This window comes from Amycolatopsis sp. CA-230715 (assembly GCF_018736145.1).
Taxonomy (GTDB): Bacteria; Actinomycetota; Actinomycetes; order Mycobacteriales; family Pseudonocardiaceae; genus Amycolatopsis.
The window spans coordinates 1709918-1727235 of the sequence record NZ_CP059997.1; the positions used below are offsets into that span (position 1 = coordinate 1709918).

Here is a 17318-nt window from a genome sequence, read left to right on the forward strand (position 1 = left end):
ACGACCTGGAGAGTCCGAAGTGGACTGAGGGGATGGTTTTCCGTTGACTGCGGTCGATAGTGTGCACGAGCGCCGCCGCTGGTACGCGCTCGTGTTGTTGTGCTCCGCGCAGTTCGTCGTGGTGCTGGACGCCTCGGTGATCAACGTGGCGCTGCCCGCGATCGGGCAGGACCTCGGCGCCGGGCAGCGGGCGCTGACCTGGGTGGTCAGCGCCTACGTGCTGGCCTTCGGCGGTTTCCTGCTGCTGGGTGGCAGGCTGGCGGACCTGCTCGGCCGCAGGCGCCTGTTCGTCTCCGGCCTGCTGCTGTTCGGGATCGCGTCGCTGGCGGGCGGGTTCGCCGATTCGGTCGGCGTGCTGGTCACCGCCCGCGTGGTGCAGGGTCTCGGCGCCGCCGTGCTTTCGCCGTCCGCGATGTCGATCATCGCGGTGACCTTTTCGGACGGTGCGGAGCGGAACAAGGCGTTCGCCGCGTGGGGTGCGGTCGGGGGTGCCGGTGGCGCGGCGGGCGTGATCCTCAGCGGCGTGCTGACGCAATACGCGGGCTGGGAATGGGTGCTGTGGATCAACGTCCCGGTCGTCGTCGCGTGCGTGCTGCTCGTGCGCCCGCTGCTCGCCGGAACCCGTGCGCCTTCGGGTGACCGGGTGTTCGACCTCGCCGGGGCCGCCACGGTCACCGCCGCGCTCACCCTGCTCGTCTACACGCTGGTGGAAGCGCCGCGAGCCGGTGCGGTGCAGCTCTTCGGTTCGCTGCTCGGCGTTCTCGTGCTGCTGGCCGCGTTCGTCGCGATCGAACGGCGGTCGCGCGCGCCGCTGGTCGACCTGGCGACCTTCCGGTTGCGCACGCTCACCGGCGCCAACGTCGCCGGGATCCTCACCGGCGGCGTGGTGGTGACGATGTTCTTCTTCCTGTCGCTGCTCCTGCAGAACGTGCTGGGCTACGACGCGATCACCACCGGCCTGTCACTGGTGCCGATGTGCCTGGTGAGCTTCGGCATCGCGCTCGGGCTCGCTTCGGCGCTCGTGACGAAGCACGGCTACAAACCGGTGCTGACCGGCGGGCTGGCACTGTTCGCCGCGGGTCTTGCCTGGCTGTCGCTGTTCTCCCCCGGCGACGGGTTCGTTTTCTCGGTACTGGCGCCGGAACTGGTCGCGGGCGCCGGTCTCGGCCTGGTGTTCGCCCCGCTGTTCGTCGCCGCGTCGACCGGTGTCGGCTGGCAGCAGGCGGGGCTCGCCAGCGGCCTGATCAACACCAGCCAGCAACTCGGCGGCGCGCTCGGACTGGCCGTGGTGTCCGCCGTCGCCTTCACCGGAGACACCTCGCCCGAAGGGCTCGCCCGTGATTACGGCACCGCGTTCCTCAGCTGCGCGGTGATCGCCGCACTGGGTGTTGTCGCGACGGCCTTCTTGATCCGGTCGAGCGACAGCAGGGACCACGCCGAACTGAGCCGCGCGGCGGAACCCGTCGCATAACCAGCCTCCTCTCGCCAGGGGCCGTGATGCCCTGAAGGCCCCACCTTCACGGCACTGAATGCCGTCAAGGCCTTCAGGGACGTCCGATGTCGGCGAGCTGACCCGCGAGACGCGCGACCAAGGCGGAAGAGTCCGCCCCGGAGGTAGCGACCGGCGTGGCATCGAGTTCACGAACACGCCCGAGTAACGCGTCGCCGACACTCGTCAGGTCGGCGCCGAGGTCGCGCATGCCTTCGGCGAAGATGTCCACATCGGACTGGACGTGGCTGAGCAGCACGGTGCGCTGGGTCAGGGTGGCGTGCAGCGCGCGGACGCGGTCGAGGAGTTCGCGGTCGGTGTCGTTCACCGCGCGAGCCAGACATGTTCGCAGGGCAAGCAAGTGGGATCGAACCAGTGCCCGCCGAGTTCGGGGATGTCGTCGCGGGTCACGGACACGTTCGCGCCGCACAACGCCACGAAGGACGCTCCTTCGGCGGGAGCGCGCCCTTCCAACGCGTGGCGCAACCCCTCCGCCTGTTGCCACTGCAACATGATCCTCCTCAGCTGGGTCGTTGTGGTCGCTAGGCGGCATTGCTGGCACTGGCATGTGCGGGCCGAAATCCACGAGGAAGCGCGAAGGACGGGCGCGGGTTGGCGTGGACGCGGTAAAGCAGGCGGTCGCCGGTGAACGCGCGGCGGCCGTGTAGCCAGCGGTGGTTGTCCAGGACGTAGCCCTCTCCTGGCTGCAGCGAGAAGGTGTTGCTGTGCCGGTCGATCACCTCGCGCAGGACGGGAAGATGACGTGCGGCCAGAGGTGAAAACTTTGCGAGCTTGTCGAAACGGAGGCGGATGGCGATCCGTTCGTCGGCGAGTGAGGTGAACACGGCACCGAGGTATCCGGCGGCCCCGCCGAACAGCACGGTGCGCGGGGTACTCAGGTCTGCGAGTGCTTCGGGGTCGCAGCGGGCAAGGTCGTCGTAGATCGCGCAGGCATCAACGGTCACGCATTCACCGCCCGTGGCCACCGCTCGCGCGCAGGCGACGAACAAAAGGTGCGGCGGCTCGGTGATGCCGGAGCGGTCGGTGTGCAGTGCTAGCGCAGTGCGAGTGAACCCGGCAAGTCCGCTGGATTCACCCGCGGGCTCGGCACGTGCGGTAATCGCGGTAATCCCGTTCTGATTGCTGTCGCGATGGCCCACCACGATGCCTGTGGTGCGAGCGAGATCGGCCACTTCGGCCGCGGTGGACACATCGGAGAACGGTGCGATCCCTTTGTCTGCCAGGGCTGCGGACAAGGTCTGCATCGACGTCACCTTTCGGATGCGGCTGCTCGGTTCGCTACTGAGCAGACCGCGTCGGATCCCTGTTCGTAAAGTGACAGGTTGTCAACGCTGCGCGAGAGACTGCGACAATCGAGTCTGTTACGTTCGGTCAGCGGACCATTCGTCAGCACAGGACCCCGGAGGCGCACCAGGATGAGCCAGCCAGTTTCCAGCCCCGCTGCCTTCCCGGTCTCGATCAAGGGTGTTGTCGTTCGCGATGGCCGGGTTTTGCTGCTGCACAACGAAAGAGACGAGTGGGAGCTTCCTGGGGGGCGGATCGAACTCGGTGAGACGCCCGAGTCGTGTGTGGCGCGGGAGATCACCGAGGAAACGCGGTGGAAGGTCCGTACCGGGCCGATCCTGGATGCTTGGATGTACTACATCGCGGTGGCGGACAAGAACGTATTCATCGTGACCTACGGCTGCCACCCCGAGGGTGACGACGATCCGATCGTGTCCCACGAGCACAACGACATCGGACTGTTCACCGAACACGAGGTCGCTGACCTGTCGATGCCCGAGGGCTACAAGCGGTCCATCGCGACGTGGTTCACGATGCTCGTCGATCGAAACGGGTAACCCCGCTATGACCCAGCGGCGGTGCGAGGCATGCGGGACGGAACTTGGTCGCTTTGCTACCAGCTCCACTTGCCCGACCTGCGACGCCAGCGCGGCACGCGGGAAGGCGTTGCCCACTCGGACCGTATCGCCCGCCGTGTGGCTGTGGTCCGGGTTAGACGCCACCGCCGCACTGGCTACTCGCGACCTTGGCACCATTCTGAAGAGCTACCGCAAGCTGAGCGGCCTGTCTCAGGACGGCCTCGCCGCCGCGTTGGGCTATGACAAGTCCTATGTGTCGATGATCGAGAACCGGCGGCGCACGATCAGCGATGTACCCACCCGGCGCCACATCGCCCGGGTCCTCGGCCTGCCCGCGCACGTGCTCGGCGTGACCGACGCCGCTGACGCCGATTTCGCCGCCATGCTCCAGTTCGGGGACTCCACCATTCGGCTCGCCGAGATTGCCCGCCAGTCCGGGCGCGCTGTTGAGGCGGTCAACGAGCTGTGGCCGCTCACTGCGCGACTCGAAGCACGGGCTGCCGAGGGACACCTCGACCGGGACGCCCTCATTTTGCTCGGGCAAGCACGGGTCGCGCTCGGTGTTTCGCTGGGCACGGTATTGCCCGAGGAGCGGCTCGCCGTCGCCGCGCGCTGGACCGGCAAAGCACTGCTTGTGGCCCGGCGTCTGGAAGATCGGGCGTTCCTTGCCCACACGTTGCGGATGCACGGAAACGAGCTACGCAAGGCCGACCATAAGATCGCCGCTGCGGCCCGCCTGGAACAGGCCGTGAACCTCGCGGACAGCCCGGTTGAACGCGGCAGCGCACTCGCACTGCTCGCCCGCGCCACCGGCGAAACCGGCAACAGCGCCGCCTTCGACGACACCATCGCCGCCTACCGCGACCTTCTCGACCAGCACTCCGGTGACAGCATCCTGTTCAACCCCTTCACATTCCACGAAATCCACCTCCGCGGCCTGATCGACACCGGTCGCACCACCGAAGCCGCGGACCGCGTGCACAACAACCCACCCGGCTCAACGGCACCCGCACCGCAATGGCAGGTGATCGAACGCGTCACGGCCGGACACGCCTTGCTCGCCGCCAATGACGTCACCGGTGCCGAAGAGGCTCTCCGAAACGCTCTGCAGGCCGCAGAGGCTCGCCGCCTGCCACATCAAATACAACGCATCCACCGCATTGCTCGCCGCGCTGACCTTCCACTGACCGCAGACGCCAAGACCGCACTGACCAAACTGCGCACCTACCTCGTACTACCTGATCACCAACCGCCGGGACACTCCGCGAGCTGACCAGGGGCACCGAGATCGCAGGAATTCTCGAATCCGGAGGCGACTCGATTTCAGGCCCGGTACTCATCGAAGCGTGTGGACTCCTTCACCGCCGCGTCGCGCCACCGAAAGTACTGAGCCGCGTTGGCGGGGTCAACGACCTCCCGATCCCGCAACGTACCTTCGGCTGTGAAATTCAGCAGCACCACGGTGGTTTCGTCGAAAATCCAGAAGTCCTGCGTCGGCAGATCACTCTCCCGGCCGGTCAGGTCGAGAATCCGATAGTCCTCGCCAGCTTCGACGTTACCGGCGATGACCCATTCGAAGAGGAAGCGCGTGTAGTCGGTGAAGGGTCTGCGGACCGCCTTGAGCCGTTGCATCGTCTTGCCCGCGGCGAGGTTGGCCCGAACGGTTTCGTGCCAGCCCGCGTTGAAATCGGCTGGCTTCTCCGCTCCCGAGAGGAACAAGTTCACTTCCTCTTCCTCGGCGGGCATGCGGTAGGTCTGGTGTGCTTCCATCCGGAAAGCGGAGCGTTCGAAACTCCTGAACAGGTTTCCCAGCTCTTCACGCGTGAGCAGCGGCAACGTTCACGTCTCCTCGAGAGCGGGGATGGCCGACCGCACAACATCCAGCGGCAGCTCCACGGCCTGCTCACCCGGTCCGAGGCGGACCACGCCACCATGGACCACGGCGTTGCCCTGGAGCACCACCGTGCCACGATCCGACAGGTGCGCCGTCGGGCACTCGCCGTCCTTGCACCCGGCCACCTTGCGTAGCTTCATGGTCACAGCGTCTAGTATCCACACCCGAACGGCAAGCCCCGGAACTTCTTCAGTCGGGGTCCCGCATAACTTGGCTGTCCGCCGCTTCCTGGAAGGCGACGTCTGATGCCCCGAAAGTGACGTTCGGGGCATGCAGCGCCCCTAAGGTCACTTTCGGGGCATGGTAGCGACGCCAGCCCGAACGTGCGCGGAGTCGGAGAGGAGATCGCGGACTTCCCGGACGGCGGAGCGGCCCGCGCGGTTCGCGCCGATGGTGCTCGCCGAGGGGCCGTAGCCGAGCAGGTGCAGCCGCGGTTCGGCGACGACGCGGGTGCCGTCCATCCGGATCCCGCCGCCGGGGTCGCGGAGGTGCAAGGGCGCCAGGTGGTCCAGCGCGGCGCGGAAACCGGTCGCCCACAGGATCACGTCGGCCGCCTTTTCGGTGCCGTCGGGCCAGTGGACGCCGGTGGGCGTGATCCGGTCGAACATCGGCAAGCGGTCCAGGATCCCGGTTTCCTGCGCGCGGACGACCTCCGGCGTGCGCGCGAGGTCGGTCACGCTCACCACGCTCGCGGGCGGTTTTCCGGCTCGTACGGCCGCATCGACCTTCGCCACAGCGGCGCGGCCCCAGTCCTCGTTGAACGGTTCGTCGCGGAACACCGGCGGGCGGCGCGTGACCCACGTCGTGTCGCGAGCGACCGTCGCGATTTCGATGAGCTGCTGGATCGCCGATGTCCCACCGCCGACGACCACGACGCGCTTGCCTTGGAACTCAGCAGCGCCGGTGTAGTCGGCGGTGTGCAGTTGGCGCCCTTCGAACGTTTCCTGCCCGGGGTAGTGCGGCCAGAACGGACGGTCCCAGGTGCCGGTCGCGTTCAGCACCGCCCGCGCGGCCCAGGTTTCCGCGGCGCTTTCCACCAGCAGGCCGGAAGAGGCCGCGCGGACCACCAGCACGTCGACGGGCCGCCGCACGGGCAGGTCATAAGCAGCTTCGAAACGGCCGAAGTACTCGGAGACCACTTCGGACGCGGGGCGCGTCGTGTCCGGGGCGCCCAGCGCCATGCCCGGCAGGTCGTGCAACCCGTGCACCTTGCCCAGCACCAGCGACGGCCAGCGGTACTGCCACGCCCCGCCCGCGCGCTTGCCGTGGTCGAGCACGGCGAAGTCCAGCCCGGCCCGGCGCAGGAAGTACGCCGCCGACAGGCCCGCCTGCCCGGCACCGATCACCACCACGTCGGTTTCGTGGTCCGCTCCAGTCACATCGGGTGGAACGCCGCGGCGCACCGGGACCTTCCCCGATGCGCCCGGCGCCACACCCCTACCTGCGCAGCGCGCGGATGATCGCGACGAGCCCGAGCACCGCGGCGACCCCGATGAGCACCGGGGCCAGGCGTTTCGCCACCGAGATGCCCGCGTAGTCGACGAGGTCGATCGGCTCGGCTTCCGGCAGCGGTTCGGCGTGCTGCACGCTTTCCAGCTTCGGCCGGGTGCCGTCCCGCTCCGGCTTCGGTTCCGGGGAAACCGGAGCCGGAGAACCGAGCTTCGTCGACAGGCAGGTCGCGAACTGGTCCAGGATCTTGCCGCCGACCTCCGAGATGAGCCCGCGCCCGAACTGCGCGGGCTTCCCGGTGATGTTCAGGTCGGTGGCCACGGTGCCCTTGGTCGCCCCGCCGTCCGCGGTGAGCTGGACGGTCACCGTGGCGGCGGCGGTGCCGGCGCCGCGCGAGTCCTTTCCGGACGCCTTGATCACGACCTTGCGCGCCTGCTCGTCCTTCTCCAGGAACTCGCCGGATCCCTTGTACAGCAAGGAGATCGGGCCGAGCTTGACCTTCACCGTGCCGCGGAAGGTGTCGCCGTCGACCTCGGTGAGGGTGGCGCCCGGCATGCAGGGCGCCACCCGTTCCGGTTCGACGACCGCGTTCCACACGTCCTCGACGCTCGCCGGGACGGTGAATTCGTGGTCCAGTCGCACGAAGGTTCCTTTCCGAGGTCCGGCTCAGCCGACGGCGGCGGACACCGCGCGCCCGGTGAGCACGCGGGCCAGCTCCTGGCGGTACTCGACGTCCGCGTTGCCGTCCGCGGTCGGGTTCGTGCCCTCGGCGGCGTGCTGCGCGGCGGCGCGGACCGAGTCCGCGGACGCCTCGCCGCCGACGAGCGCCTGCTCCACGGCCGTCGCCCGCACCGGGGTCGAGCCCATGTTCGTGAGCGCGACGCGGGCTTCGGCGATCGAGGCGCCGTCGGTGCGGACGGCCACCGCGACCGCCACCATCGACCACGCCTGCGCGACCCGGTTGAACTTCTCGTAGTGCGCGTGCCAGCCGGTGTACTTCGGCACCCGCACCGCCACCAGTATCTCGTCCGGTGCGAGCGCGGTGGTGAAGAAGTCCTGGAAGAACTCCGCCGCCGGGACCGTCCGGCGCCCGCCCGCCGAGGCGATGACCATCTCGGCGTCCAGCGCGAGCGCCGGGGCCAGCAGGTCGCCCGCGGGATCGGCGTGCGCGATCGAGCCGCCGAAGGTGCCGCGATGGCGCACCTGCGGGTCGGCGACCGTGTCGGTCGCCTTAGCCAGCAGTTCGGCGTGCTCGCGGACGAGCGCGTCGCGCTGCACTTCGTAATGCGTGGTCATGGCGCCGATGACGAGCGCGTCGCCGTCCTCGGTCACGCCGCGCAGTTCGGCGATCTTGCCGAGGTCCACCAGCGTGGTCGGCGCGGCGAGGCGCATCCGCAGCACCGGCAGCAGGCTTTGCCCGCCAGCCAGCACCTTGGCGTCCTCGCCCGCTTCGGCGAGCGCGCGCACCGCTTCGTCCACTGTGGAGGGTGCGGTGTAGTCGAAGGCCGAGGGGATCACTGGGCACCTCCGGTAGCGTCGATCGAACCGAGTCCGCCACCGGACTCCCCGCCGACGCCACCGGCGCCGGTGTCACCGCGGTGGATCGCCGACCACACGCGCATCGGCGAGAGCGGCATCTCGATCTCGTTCACACCCCGATGGCGCACGGCGTCGATCACCGCGTTGACCACGGCCGGGGTGGACGCGATCGTGCCGGCCTCGCCGACTCCCTTGACACCCAACGGGTTCGTGGTCGACGGCGTCTCGGTGCGATCGGTGACGAACGAGGGCAGATCCGCGGCCGAGGGCAGCAGGTAGTCCGCGAACGTGCCGGTGGTGAGCGTGCCGGTCTCGTCGTGCACGGCCTCTTCGAACAACGCCTGCGCGATGCCCTGCGCGAGGCCGCCGTGCACCTGGCCCTCCACGATCAGCGGGTTCACCACCGCGCCGACGTCGTCGACGCAGACGTACTTCCGGATCGACACCCGGCCCGTTTCGGTGTCCACCTCCATCGCGCACAGGTGCGTGCCGTGCGGGAACGAGAAGTTCTCCGGGTCGAAGGTGGCGTCGGAGTCCAGTGACGGTTCCATGCCCTCGGGGAGGTCGTGCGCCGCGAACACCGTGAACGCGATGTCGCCGAGCGCGGTCGAGGATTCCGTGCCCTTGACGGTGAACTTGCCGCTCGCGAACTCGAGGTCGTCCTCGGCGCATTCCATCATGTGCGCGGCGACCTTCCTCGCCTTCGCCACCACCTTCTCGGCCGCCTTGACGACCGCGATCCCGCCGACGGCAAGGGATCGCGAACCGTAGGTGTCCATGCCCTTGTGCGAGGACTGGGTGTCCCCGTGCAGGACTTCGACGTCCTCGAAGGCGACGCCGAGCTGGTCGGCGACGATCTGGCTCCACGCCGTCTCGTGGCCCTGCCCGTGCGCCGAAGCACCGGTGATGACCTCTACCTTGCCGGTGGGCAGCACCCTGATCGACGCGTGCTCCCAGCCGCCCGCGGCGTAGTCGAGCGAGCCGAGCACGCGCGACGGCGCGAGCCCGCACATTTCGGTGAACGTGGAGATCCCGATGCCGAGCTGCACCGGGTCACCCGCGTCCCGGCGCTCCTGCTGCTCGCGGCGCAGGCCGTCATAGTCGAAAAGCTCCTTCGCCTTCGCGGTCGCGGCCTCGTAGTTGCCGGAGTCGTAGGTCAGCGTGGACACCGTGGTGTACGGGAACTCGTCGTGCTTGATCCAGTTCTTTTCCCGCAGCTCCAACGGATCCATGCCGAGTTCGGCGGCCAGCTCGTCCATGATCCGCTCGATCGCGAACGTCGCCTCCGGCCTGCCCGCGCCGCGGTAGGCGTCGGTGAGCGTGGTGTTGGTGAACACGTTCGTGCAGGCGAACCGGTAGGCCGGGATCTTGTAGATGGCGTTGAACATGAACGCGCCGAGGATCGGCACGCCCGGCCCGACGAGCCCGAGGTAGGCGCCCATGTCGGCGAGCAGGTCGACCTTGAGCCCGGTGACCGTGCCGTCGCGGTTCGCCGAGATCGTGATGTCCTGGATCTGGTCGCGGCCGTGGTGCGCGGTGAGCATCGTCTCGGACCGGGATTCGGTCCACTTCACCGGTTTCCCGAGCTTCTGCGCGACGAGCAGGCACATGGTCTCCTCGGGCAGCACGGCGATCTTGCCGCCGAAGCCGCCGCCGACGTCCGGCGCGATCACGCGGAGCTTGTGCTCGGGGATGCCGAGCGTCAGCGCGGACATCGTCTTGAGGATGTGCGGCACCTGGGTCGCCGACCACATGGTGAGCTGCGCGCTCGTCGGGTCGACCACGCACGACCGCGGTTCCATGAACGCGGGCACGAGGCGCTGCTGCCGGAACCGGCGCGTCAGCGTGACCTCGGCCTTGGCGATGGCCTCGCCGACATCGCCACCCGATCCCGCCTCGCCGGAATCGAAGACCCACACCGCGTTCTGGTTCGTGCCGAGCTCTTCGTGCACGAGCGGCGCGCCGTCGGCGAGCGCGTTCTCCATGCCCAGCACCACGGGGAGGTCCTCGTAGTCGACGTCGATCGCTTCGAGCGCGTCGTGCGCCTCCGCGGCGCTGCGCGCGGCGACGACGGCGACGCCCTCACCTGCGAAGTTCACCTGGTCCGCGGCGAGCACGGGGCGACGAGGGCTCTTCATGTCCGGCGTGATCGGCCACGCGCACGGCATCGCGATCGATCCGTCCGGATCGAGGTCCTTCGCGGTGTAGACGGCGACGACACCCGGCGCCTTCTTCGCCTCGCTCACGTCGATCGAAACGATCTTGGCGTGCGCGAACGGGCTGCGCAGCACGGCGAGGTGCAGCATGCCGGGCAGCGCCAGGTTGTCCGTCCAGCGGGTGCGCCCGGTGATCAGGCGCGCGTCTTCCTTGCGCAGCCGTGCTTTTCCTACTTCGGGCTCGACGGTCGAGGTCATCACTCACCACCCCCGCCGACCTTCGAAGCTGTGTCTTCCGTGAGCCGTTCGGCTTCGGGACCGGCACCCGGCCGCATCTGGTGCGCGGCGTCGCGGACCGCGCGCACGATGTTCTGGTAGCCCGTGCACCGGCACAGGTTGCCTTCCAGCCCTTCGCGGACCGCCTGCTCGTCCGGGTCGGGGTCGTCGGCGAGCAGGTCGATCGACTGCATGATCATGCCGGGCGTGCAGAACCCGCACTGCAGCGCGTGGTTGTCGTGGAAGGCCCGCTGGACGGGGTGCAGCTCGCCGTCGCGCGCGAGCCCTTCGATCGTGGTGACCTCGCAGCCGTCGGCCTGCACGGCCAGCACGGAACAGGACTTCACGCTGTGCCCGTCGAGGTGGACGGTGCAGGCACCGCAGTTGCTGGTGTCGCACCCGATCACGGTGCCGACCTTGCCCAGCGTTTCGCGGAGGTAGTGGACGAGCAGGGTGCGGGGTTCGACATCGTCGGTGTAGGTGGTTCCGTCCACAGTGACAGAGATGCGCATCAGGCCTCCAAGTGGATGCCCGCGTGGCGGGGCGGTTCGGGACAAGCGGATCCGAACCCGGATCGACCGTGATCGGACTCACACGCGAGCCTGCCCCTTCGGTCCGGTGCCGACAAGTCCTGGCCACGGGCCCCGCGAACTCCAATCCTCAGATACACGGCCGCACAAGGAATTCCGCCGAATCTGCGGCAGGGTGATCTCGAATGGGCTAGCCGCTCACCCGGAAGGGCTGGTGGAGCAGTTCGGTCTCCTTGGCCCGCGCCTCGGCTTCACGGGAGAAGTGCCGGACCACCTTGTAGATCTCCATGGCCCGGTCGAGGCCGATCCCGTTCTCGTCCATCGCCGTGAGCGTCGCCGACATCGACGTGGTCACCGCGACGGCCAGGTCGAAGGTGTCGCGGGCCCGCTGGCGCTCCATCTGGAACTCGTCCATCAGCAGGGCCACGACCTCGTCGCGGGTGTGCTCCTCGGCCATCTTCGCGAGGTCGCGGAGCAATCCGGCCTCGGCTTGGCACTGGATCCGGTGCTGCGTCAGTATCCGCTGCTGCAGATCCTCGAGTTCACCCATGCGGAACACCCCTTCGCCGTGGTCACCCTCGCCGGATGATCACCGGGAGTGTCGTTCCGGTGATTCTATGCGGTCGGCTCAGCCGTGGATGCGGCCACTCAGCTCGGCGAGCCGCTGCCCGCCGCCACCCCATCGCAGCGCGATGATCTCGGCCGCGATGGACACCGCGGTCTCCTCCGGCGTCCGCGCCCCGAGGTCGAGCCCGATCGGCGAGGACAGCCGTTCGAGGTCCGCTTCGGACAGTCCCGCGTCCCGCAACCGCGAGAACCGGTCGTCGTGGGTCTTGCGCGAGCCCATCGCGCCGACGTAGCCGACATCGAGCCGCAGCGCCACTTCGAGCAGCGGCACGTCGAACTTCGGGTCGTGGGTGAGCACGGCGATCGCGGTGCGCCGGTTGACGCGGCCCGCCTCCGCCTCGGCCTTCAGGTACCGGTGCGGCCAGTCGACGACGACCTCGTGCGCGTCGGGAAACCGGCTGCTGGTGGCGAAAACCGGCCGCGCGTCGCACACGGTGACCTGGTAGCCGAGGTAGGCGCCCATCTTCGCCATCGCGGCCGCGAAGTCGATGGCGCCGAACACGAGCAGCCGCGGCGGCGGCTCGAAGGAGTTCACGAACACCGTCATGCCCTCGCCGCGGCGCTGACCGTCCGGGCCGTAGTGCAGCACCCCGGTCCGGCCGGTGGCGAGCAGCCCGCGCGCGTCGTCGGCGACCGCGTCGTTCATCCGCGACGAGCCGAGCGTGCCGTCGACGTGCTCGGGGCGCACGATCAGGTGCCGCCCCACCGTGCCCGCGTCGGGGTGTTCGATCACCGTCACCACGGCGACCGGCTGTCCGGCCCGGACGTACCCGACGACGTCGCCGAGCTCCGGCATCGTCTCGCGGTCCACCGGCTCGACGTAGATGTCGATGATGCCGCCGCAGGTCAGCCCGACGGCGAAGGCGTCGTCGTCGCTGACGCCGTAGCGCTGCAGCACCGGCGTCCCGTCCGCGACCACCTGTTGGGCCAGTTCGTACACCGCGCCTTCGACGCAGCCACCCGACACGCTGCCGACGACCTCGCCGTCGGCACCGACCAGCATCGCCGCGCCGGGGTCCCTCGGCGCGGAGGAAAACGTCGCGACCACGGTGCCGAGCCCGACGGTCTCGCCGTCCCGCCAGCGCCGGTGCAGTTCGTCCAGTACGTCACGCATCGCGGATCTCCACCAGCAGTCGTTCCAAGGTGGCCAGGCTGTGCCCGGCCAGCAGGCGGTCAAGGTGTGGCATCGCGGCCGCGATACCGGATTGGACGGGAGCGTAACCCGCGCGACCGGCGTGCGGGTTCACCCAGAGCACCGCGTACGCCAGTCGACGTAACCTCGCAAGCTGGTCGCCCAGCAGCGCGGGATCGCCGCGCTCCCAGCCGTCCGAGCAGATCACGACCACCGCGCGGCGCGCGGCACCCCGCTGGCCCCAGCGGTCGAGGAACACGCGCAGCGTCTCGCCGAGCCTGGTCCCGCCCGCGAAATCCGGCACCGCGCCGCCCGCGGCGAGCATCGCGCGCTCGGGGTCGCGCTGGCGCAACTGCCGCGAAACCCTGGTCAGCCGGGTACCGAGGGTGAACACCTCGACGGCCGACGGCGCACGCCGCACGACGACGTGCGCGAACCTCAGCAACGCGTCCGCGTACGGGCTCATCGAACCCGAAACATCGAGCAGCAGCACCACTTTCCGCGGCCGCCTGGTCCGGGCGCGGTACGCCAGCCGCACCGGCTCGCCCCCGTCGGCGAGCATGCCGCGCAGGGTCCGGCCGGGATCGAGCGCACCGCGCCGCGCGGGACGGCGCCGCGCCGAAGACCGCTTCGGCAGCTCCGGTTTCAGCGCCGACAGCAGCTCGCGCAGGAGTTCCCGTTCCGCGGCGGACAGCTCGGCGAGGTCGCGGCGGCGCAGGATCTCCGCGTCGGAGGCGGCCACGCTCAGCTCGGGCCCCTCTTCGGATTCGGTGCCGTCGGACCGTTCCGCCGACATCGACGCCATCCGCGCCTGCTTCGGTTTGGGCACGGACACCGGTCGCGGCGAAGGCGGCGCGGCCGCGAACCACTGCGCGAACGCGTCGTCGTAGCGCGGGAGGTCGTCGGGATCGGCGCACAGGGTCAGCCTGCCCGCCCAGTAGAGCTGGCCGGTCTCGCCGACGTCGATCTGCTCGACGGAGGCGAGATAAGCCTGGACGCGCTGCGGGCCGCACGGCACCCCGGCCTCGCGCAACGCGGCCGCGAAGCCGACGAACCCGGGCAGCACCTCAGCGTCCACCCCTCCAGTGTGCCCCTTTTCCCGGCGGATGATTCCGTGAAGGTCGTGTGCGGGGCGGTCCGTACCTGCCGAGGTGGCGGCCCAGCCGGTCTTGGAGTGCGGTCAGCCCGCTAACTGCGCTTGGTGACCTCTGGCGCGCTGCGGGCCGCGGAGTCCCCGAAGGTGGCCTTCGGGGCGTTGAGCGCCGCGAACTCCACCCTCGTAAGAACCTTCTGTCGCTGTGGCGGGGCTGTCGCATGCCCCGAAGGTGACTTTCAGGGAACTGAGCGCCCCGAAGGTCACTTTCAGGGCAGGCGACAGCCGTCATCTACCCAACTGGAACACTCCGCGGTGACCCCCTCCGTCAGGCGGGCTCGCCTGCCCAGCGTTGCAAGGCTTCGGCGAGACCGTCGAGCGCGCCGCCTTCTCGTGCCCACGCGACGTGGCCGTCGGGCCGCATCAGCAGCCCGGACAGCTCGGGGTGCTCCGGGGCCTTGGCCGTCACCAGTTCCACCCGTTCGCCCCAGCCCGCGGCCAGCTCCCGCAGTTCCGCGGAATCGGCGAGATCGAGCAGCACGAACGCGCCGCGCGCGCAGTGCTCGCCGAGCCGGGTGCCGTCGGCGAAGGCGAGGTCCGGGGTGCCGAGCCCGATCCAGTCGTGCCCCTGCTCGCCCATGTCGTAGCGGTGCAGCACACCGGAAAGCTTCTTCGCCAGGTACGTCGAACCGTCCGATGTGGACAGCAGATCGCCGACGACCCCGCGCAGCATCCGGGTCCGCTCGTCGGTGCGCATCAACGCGACCTGCGCGCGCGTCCATTCGAGCACCCAGGCGCCGATCGGGTGCCGTTCGGTGGTGTAGGTGTCGAGCAGGCCGTCGGGTGCCCAGCCGTGCACGGTGGCGGCGAGCTTCCACCCGAGGTTCATCGCGTCGCCGACGCCGAGGTTGAGCCCCTGCCCGCCGAACGGCGAGTGCACGTGCGCCGCGTCGCCTGCCAGCAGCACGCGTCCGCGGCGGTATTCGGTCGCCTGCCGCGCGTTGTCGGTGTAGCGGGTCGCGGAGTGGACGGCGGTGATCGTAACGTCCACTCCGGACGTGCGGCGGAGGCTCCCCTGCAGTTCCCCGGCGGTGATCGGGGCGTCGCGGTCGGCGGGCGGACCGTCCATTTCCACGGTCAGTATCCGGCCGGGCAGCGGTCCGTTCACGTAGATGCCGTGGCCGGTGTGGTTCCAGCCGGGGCGGAGCCCTTCGTCGCCGGTCATGTCGACCAGTGCCTGGCGCCCGGTGATGCTGGGATCGGTGCCGGGGAAGTCGAACCCGGCGTTCTTGCGCACCAGGCTCCGGCCGCCGTCGCAGCCGACGAGCCACCCGGCCGTAGCGGATTCCTGTCCGAAGTGGACGGTGACAGTGTCGTCGCCTTCGTCGAAACCGGTCAGCTCGACGCCGCGGCGGATCTCCACACCCAGCTCCTCGGCGCGCTCGCCGAGCATCGACTCGACAGCCTGCTGCGCGAGCAGCATGACCCCGGACGCCGGGCCCGCGTCGCGGAACCCGGGATCGTCGAACCGGATCTGCTCCCCGCCGACCATGATCCCGGCGAAGTGCCCGGCCACCTTGGGCATCTTCGGCGGCAGGTCCGAGGCGCCTTCCGGCATCTTCGAGCGGATGAAGTCCTTCATCCGCTCGAAGCCACGCCGTTGCTCCTCCTGCATCGCGGGCAGCATCCCGCGCCGGTAGAACGCCTCGGCGGTGGGCACGTTGATCGCGCCCGCCTTGAGCGTCGGATCCGGTTCGGCCAGCCGTTCGAGCACCAGCACCCGCACCCCGGCCAGCCCCAGTTCGCACGCGAGCGCCAGTCCGGCCGGGCCGGCACCCGCGATCACCACGTCGTATTCGGTTCCCCTGGAAGTCATGCCCCCAGGTTACGGCGAACTTGTACTTTGTCAACGTTTACCATCATGGTAAGTTTCCCGTGTGGACGAAGGGCGGCGCGAGCGGAAGAAGCGGGAGACCCGGCGGCACATCTCCGACGTCGCGACCGGGCTGTTCGTCCGGCACGGGTTCGAGCAGGTGACCATCGCCGACGTCGCCGAAGCGGCCGAGGTGTCGAAGAAGACGGTGTCGAACTACTTCCCCCGCAAGGAAGACCTGTTCTTCGACCGGCAGGAGGACATCCTGCTCGCGATCTCCGACGCGCTGCGGAGCCGCCCGGACGGCGAGTCGATGAGCGGCGCGCTACGGCGCTACCAGCACCGGCTGCTCACCGAACGGCACCCGACCGCCTGGGTGTTCGCGGGGGTCGAGGGCTTCCTGTGGGTGATCCGGCAGAGCCCGGCGCTGAGCGCGCGCTGGCTCGAACTCGACCACGAGGTCGAGGACCTGATCCGGGAAGTGCTGCTCGAAGAAGGCACCGATCGGGTGCGCGCCAGGATCGCCGCCGGGCTGCTCACCTCGGCACTGGCCTCGATCCGCAAGCATTCGGTGCAGTGCATCCTCGACGGCGAAGCTCCCGAAGAGGTCCAGCGCGGCCATCCCGCGGTCATCGATGCCGCCTTCGACCTCGTTGAGCGCGGCGTCGGCTGACTCGTCCGTCCTCAGTGGACCCGATCCGGAGCTTTTCCGCGCGCCGTCAGCACTTCCAGCACGCGTCAAGCGCGCGGACCACCTCGTCGGAGGTCAACGGCGGCACCGGGAGCGGGGTCGCCGCGCTCGCGCGCAAGCCGTCGAAGATGAGTGCGAGATGCCTTCGCCACGCGTCGTCGCGCACGCCGTCGGTCGCCTCGATGGTCCTGCTGATCGCCCAGGTCACGAACGCCATGTCGGTCAGCTCGAAATCGGCGCGGAGCGCGCCCGCCGCCTTCGCCCTGTCCACCACCGCGATCATCAGCTCCTGCCCCTGGTCGGGCGTGACCTGCGGGAGCCTCCTGGCGGCGAGGTCGTTGTAACCGCGATCCGCCGCGCGCAACCGGCTGATCTGCTCGACGAACTGCGTGAACCCGGCCCAGGCGTCCTCGGTTTCGAGCGCGTGCTCGGCGAGCGTGACGACGGTTTCCACGCGGTCGTAGAACGCCGCGTGGACCAGATCCGCCCTCGCCGGGAACCGATTGTAGAGCGTGCCGATGCTCACCCCAGCACGACGCGCGATCTCGTCGAGCGCGACATCGAGTCCTTTCTCCGCGAACACCTCGCGCGCAGCCGCGACGAGCTTCTCGCGGTTGCGCTGGGCATCCTTGCGCAACGGCACCCCTTCTGCCATGGCCGCCATCCTACCGAAGTTGACGGGGTCC

General features: G+C 69.3%; 19 protein-coding genes. 4 read left to right on the forward strand and 15 right to left on the reverse strand.

Annotation, left to right across the window (positions count from 1 at the left end):
* Positions 1-43: 43 nt before the first annotated feature.
* Positions 44-1471 carry an MFS transporter gene (locus tag HUW46_RS08085; RefSeq protein ID WP_215546695.1) on the forward strand — a complete coding sequence of 476 codons (1428 nt, stop codon included), beginning with the start codon at positions 44-46 and terminating at the stop codon, positions 1469-1471.
* Positions 1472-1544: 73 nt separating this feature from the next.
* Here HUW46_RS08085 and HUW46_RS08090 read toward each other — a convergent pair whose 3' ends face one another.
* Genes HUW46_RS08090 through HUW46_RS08100 form a run of 3 tightly spaced genes read right to left on the reverse strand, consistent with a single transcriptional unit; the run spans position 1545 to position 2754 of the window.
* The gene (locus tag HUW46_RS08090) at positions 1545-1817 is read right to left on the reverse strand and encodes a hypothetical protein (RefSeq protein WP_215546696.1); all 273 of its coding nucleotides are present in this window, start codon (positions 1815-1817) and stop codon (positions 1545-1547) included.
* Positions 1814-2002, reverse strand: a complete 189-nt coding sequence (locus HUW46_RS08095) for a zinc finger protein (RefSeq protein WP_215546697.1) — start codon at positions 2000-2002, stop codon at positions 1814-1816. Before HUW46_RS08095 ends, HUW46_RS08090 begins: the two co-directional genes overlap by 4 nt.
* Positions 2003-2031: 29 nt before the next feature.
* Complete coding sequence (locus tag HUW46_RS08100; protein ID WP_215546698.1) at positions 2032-2754, reverse strand: TauD/TfdA family dioxygenase; 723 nt, start codon at positions 2752-2754, stop codon at positions 2032-2034.
* Between the two features lie 78 nt (positions 2755-2832).
* Here HUW46_RS08100 and HUW46_RS08105 point away from each other — a divergent pair, with 78 nt between their 5' ends.
* Together HUW46_RS08105 and HUW46_RS08110 are read left to right on the forward strand one after the other, a co-directional pair.
* A complete protein-coding gene (locus tag HUW46_RS08105; protein WP_254125932.1) occupies positions 2833-3351 on the forward strand; it encodes an NUDIX hydrolase in 519 nt (172 codons plus the stop codon).
* 136 nt (positions 3352-3487) lie between these two features.
* Positions 3488-4645: a helix-turn-helix domain-containing protein gene (locus HUW46_RS08110; protein ID WP_254125934.1), complete on the forward strand. Its 1158-nt coding sequence runs from the start codon at positions 3488-3490 to the stop codon at positions 4643-4645.
* A gap of 50 nt (positions 4646-4695) precedes the next feature.
* On the opposite strand, the gene HUW46_RS08115 is transcribed toward HUW46_RS08110, so the two are convergent.
* From HUW46_RS08115 to HUW46_RS08165, 11 genes are all read right to left on the reverse strand, one after another.
* Positions 4696-5208 (reverse strand): DUF6879 family protein, encoded by a 513-nt coding sequence (locus HUW46_RS08115; protein ID WP_254125936.1) that lies wholly within the window; start codon positions 5206-5208, stop codon positions 4696-4698.
* Between the two features lie 3 nt (positions 5209-5211).
* A complete protein-coding gene (locus HUW46_RS08120) occupies positions 5212-5406 on the reverse strand; it encodes a hypothetical protein (RefSeq protein ID WP_254125938.1) in 195 nt (64 codons plus the stop codon).
* 147 nt (positions 5407-5553) lie between these two features.
* Positions 5554-6645, reverse strand: a complete 1092-nt coding sequence (locus HUW46_RS08125; protein ID WP_215546701.1) for an FAD-dependent oxidoreductase — start codon at positions 6643-6645, stop codon at positions 5554-5556.
* Between the two features lie 58 nt (positions 6646-6703).
* Positions 6704-7357, reverse strand: coding sequence for an SRPBCC family protein (locus HUW46_RS08130; protein WP_215546702.1), 654 nt, complete (start codon positions 7355-7357; stop codon positions 6704-6706).
* 24 nt (positions 7358-7381) lie between these two features.
* Positions 7382-8233 (reverse strand): FAD binding domain-containing protein, encoded by an 852-nt coding sequence (locus tag HUW46_RS08135; protein WP_215546703.1) that lies wholly within the window; start codon positions 8231-8233, stop codon positions 7382-7384.
* Positions 8230-10668 (reverse strand): xanthine dehydrogenase family protein molybdopterin-binding subunit, encoded by a 2439-nt coding sequence (locus HUW46_RS08140; RefSeq protein ID WP_215546704.1) that lies wholly within the window; start codon positions 10666-10668, stop codon positions 8230-8232. Before HUW46_RS08140 ends, HUW46_RS08135 begins: the two co-directional genes overlap by 4 nt.
* Positions 10668-11198 (reverse strand): (2Fe-2S)-binding protein, encoded by a 531-nt coding sequence (locus HUW46_RS08145; protein ID WP_215546705.1) that lies wholly within the window; start codon positions 11196-11198, stop codon positions 10668-10670. The genes HUW46_RS08140 and HUW46_RS08145 overlap by 1 nt, the downstream gene beginning before the upstream one ends.
* A gap of 208 nt (positions 11199-11406) precedes the next feature.
* Complete coding sequence (locus tag HUW46_RS08150; protein ID WP_215546706.1) at positions 11407-11766, reverse strand: hypothetical protein; 360 nt, start codon at positions 11764-11766, stop codon at positions 11407-11409.
* Positions 11767-11844: 78 nt separating this feature from the next.
* On the reverse strand, positions 11845-12957 hold the full coding sequence (locus HUW46_RS08155) for an XdhC family protein (protein WP_215546707.1): 1113 nt from the start codon (positions 12955-12957) through the stop codon (positions 11845-11847).
* Entirely contained in the window at positions 12950-14053 is a 1104-nt protein-coding gene (locus HUW46_RS08160) for a vWA domain-containing protein (RefSeq protein WP_215546708.1), read from the reverse strand. Before HUW46_RS08160 ends, HUW46_RS08155 begins: the two co-directional genes overlap by 8 nt.
* 343 nt (positions 14054-14396) lie before the next feature.
* Positions 14397-15944, reverse strand: coding sequence for an FAD-dependent monooxygenase (locus HUW46_RS08165; RefSeq protein ID WP_254125939.1), 1548 nt, complete (start codon positions 15942-15944; stop codon positions 14397-14399).
* Positions 15945-16005: 61 nt separating this feature from the next.
* Here HUW46_RS08165 and HUW46_RS08170 point away from each other — a divergent pair, with 61 nt between their 5' ends.
* Positions 16006-16614 (forward strand): TetR/AcrR family transcriptional regulator, encoded by a 609-nt coding sequence (locus tag HUW46_RS08170; protein WP_215546709.1) that lies wholly within the window; start codon positions 16006-16008, stop codon positions 16612-16614.
* Positions 16615-16660: 46 nt separating this feature from the next.
* Here HUW46_RS08170 and HUW46_RS08175 read toward each other — a convergent pair whose 3' ends face one another.
* Positions 16661-17287 (reverse strand): TetR/AcrR family transcriptional regulator, encoded by a 627-nt coding sequence (locus tag HUW46_RS08175; protein WP_215546710.1) that lies wholly within the window; start codon positions 17285-17287, stop codon positions 16661-16663.
* Positions 17288-17318: the final 31 nt, after the last annotated feature.

Bases quoted from the DNA above. Each gene is read 5' to 3' on its own strand.
- HUW46_RS08150 (WP_215546706.1), bottom strand. From the start codon at position 11,766: ATGGGTGAACTCGAGGATCTGCAGCAGCGGATACTGACGCAGCACCGG.
- HUW46_RS08175 (WP_215546710.1), bottom strand. From the start codon at position 17,287: ATGGCAGAAGGGGTGCCGTTGCGCAAGGATGCCCAGCGCAACCGCGAG.
- HUW46_RS08145 (WP_215546705.1), bottom strand. From the start codon at position 11,198: ATGCGCATCTCTGTCACTGTGGACGGAACCACCTACACCGACGATGTC.
- HUW46_RS08140 (WP_215546704.1), bottom strand. From the start codon at position 10,668: ATGACCTCGACCGTCGAGCCCGAAGTAGGAAAAGCACGGCTGCGCAAG.
- HUW46_RS08120 (WP_254125938.1), bottom strand. From the start codon at position 5,406: ATGAAGCTACGCAAGGTGGCCGGGTGCAAGGACGGCGAGTGCCCGACG.
- HUW46_RS08165 (WP_254125939.1), bottom strand. From the start codon at position 15,944: ATGACTTCCAGGGGAACCGAATACGACGTGGTGATCGCGGGTGCCGGC.
- HUW46_RS08095 (WP_215546697.1), bottom strand. From the start codon at position 2,002: ATGTTGCAGTGGCAACAGGCGGAGGGGTTGCGCCACGCGTTGGAAGGG.
- HUW46_RS08100 (WP_215546698.1), bottom strand. From the start codon at position 2,754: ATGCAGACCTTGTCCGCAGCCCTGGCAGACAAAGGGATCGCACCGTTC.
- HUW46_RS08155 (WP_215546707.1), bottom strand. From the start codon at position 12,957: ATGCGTGACGTACTGGACGAACTGCACCGGCGCTGGCGGGACGGCGAG.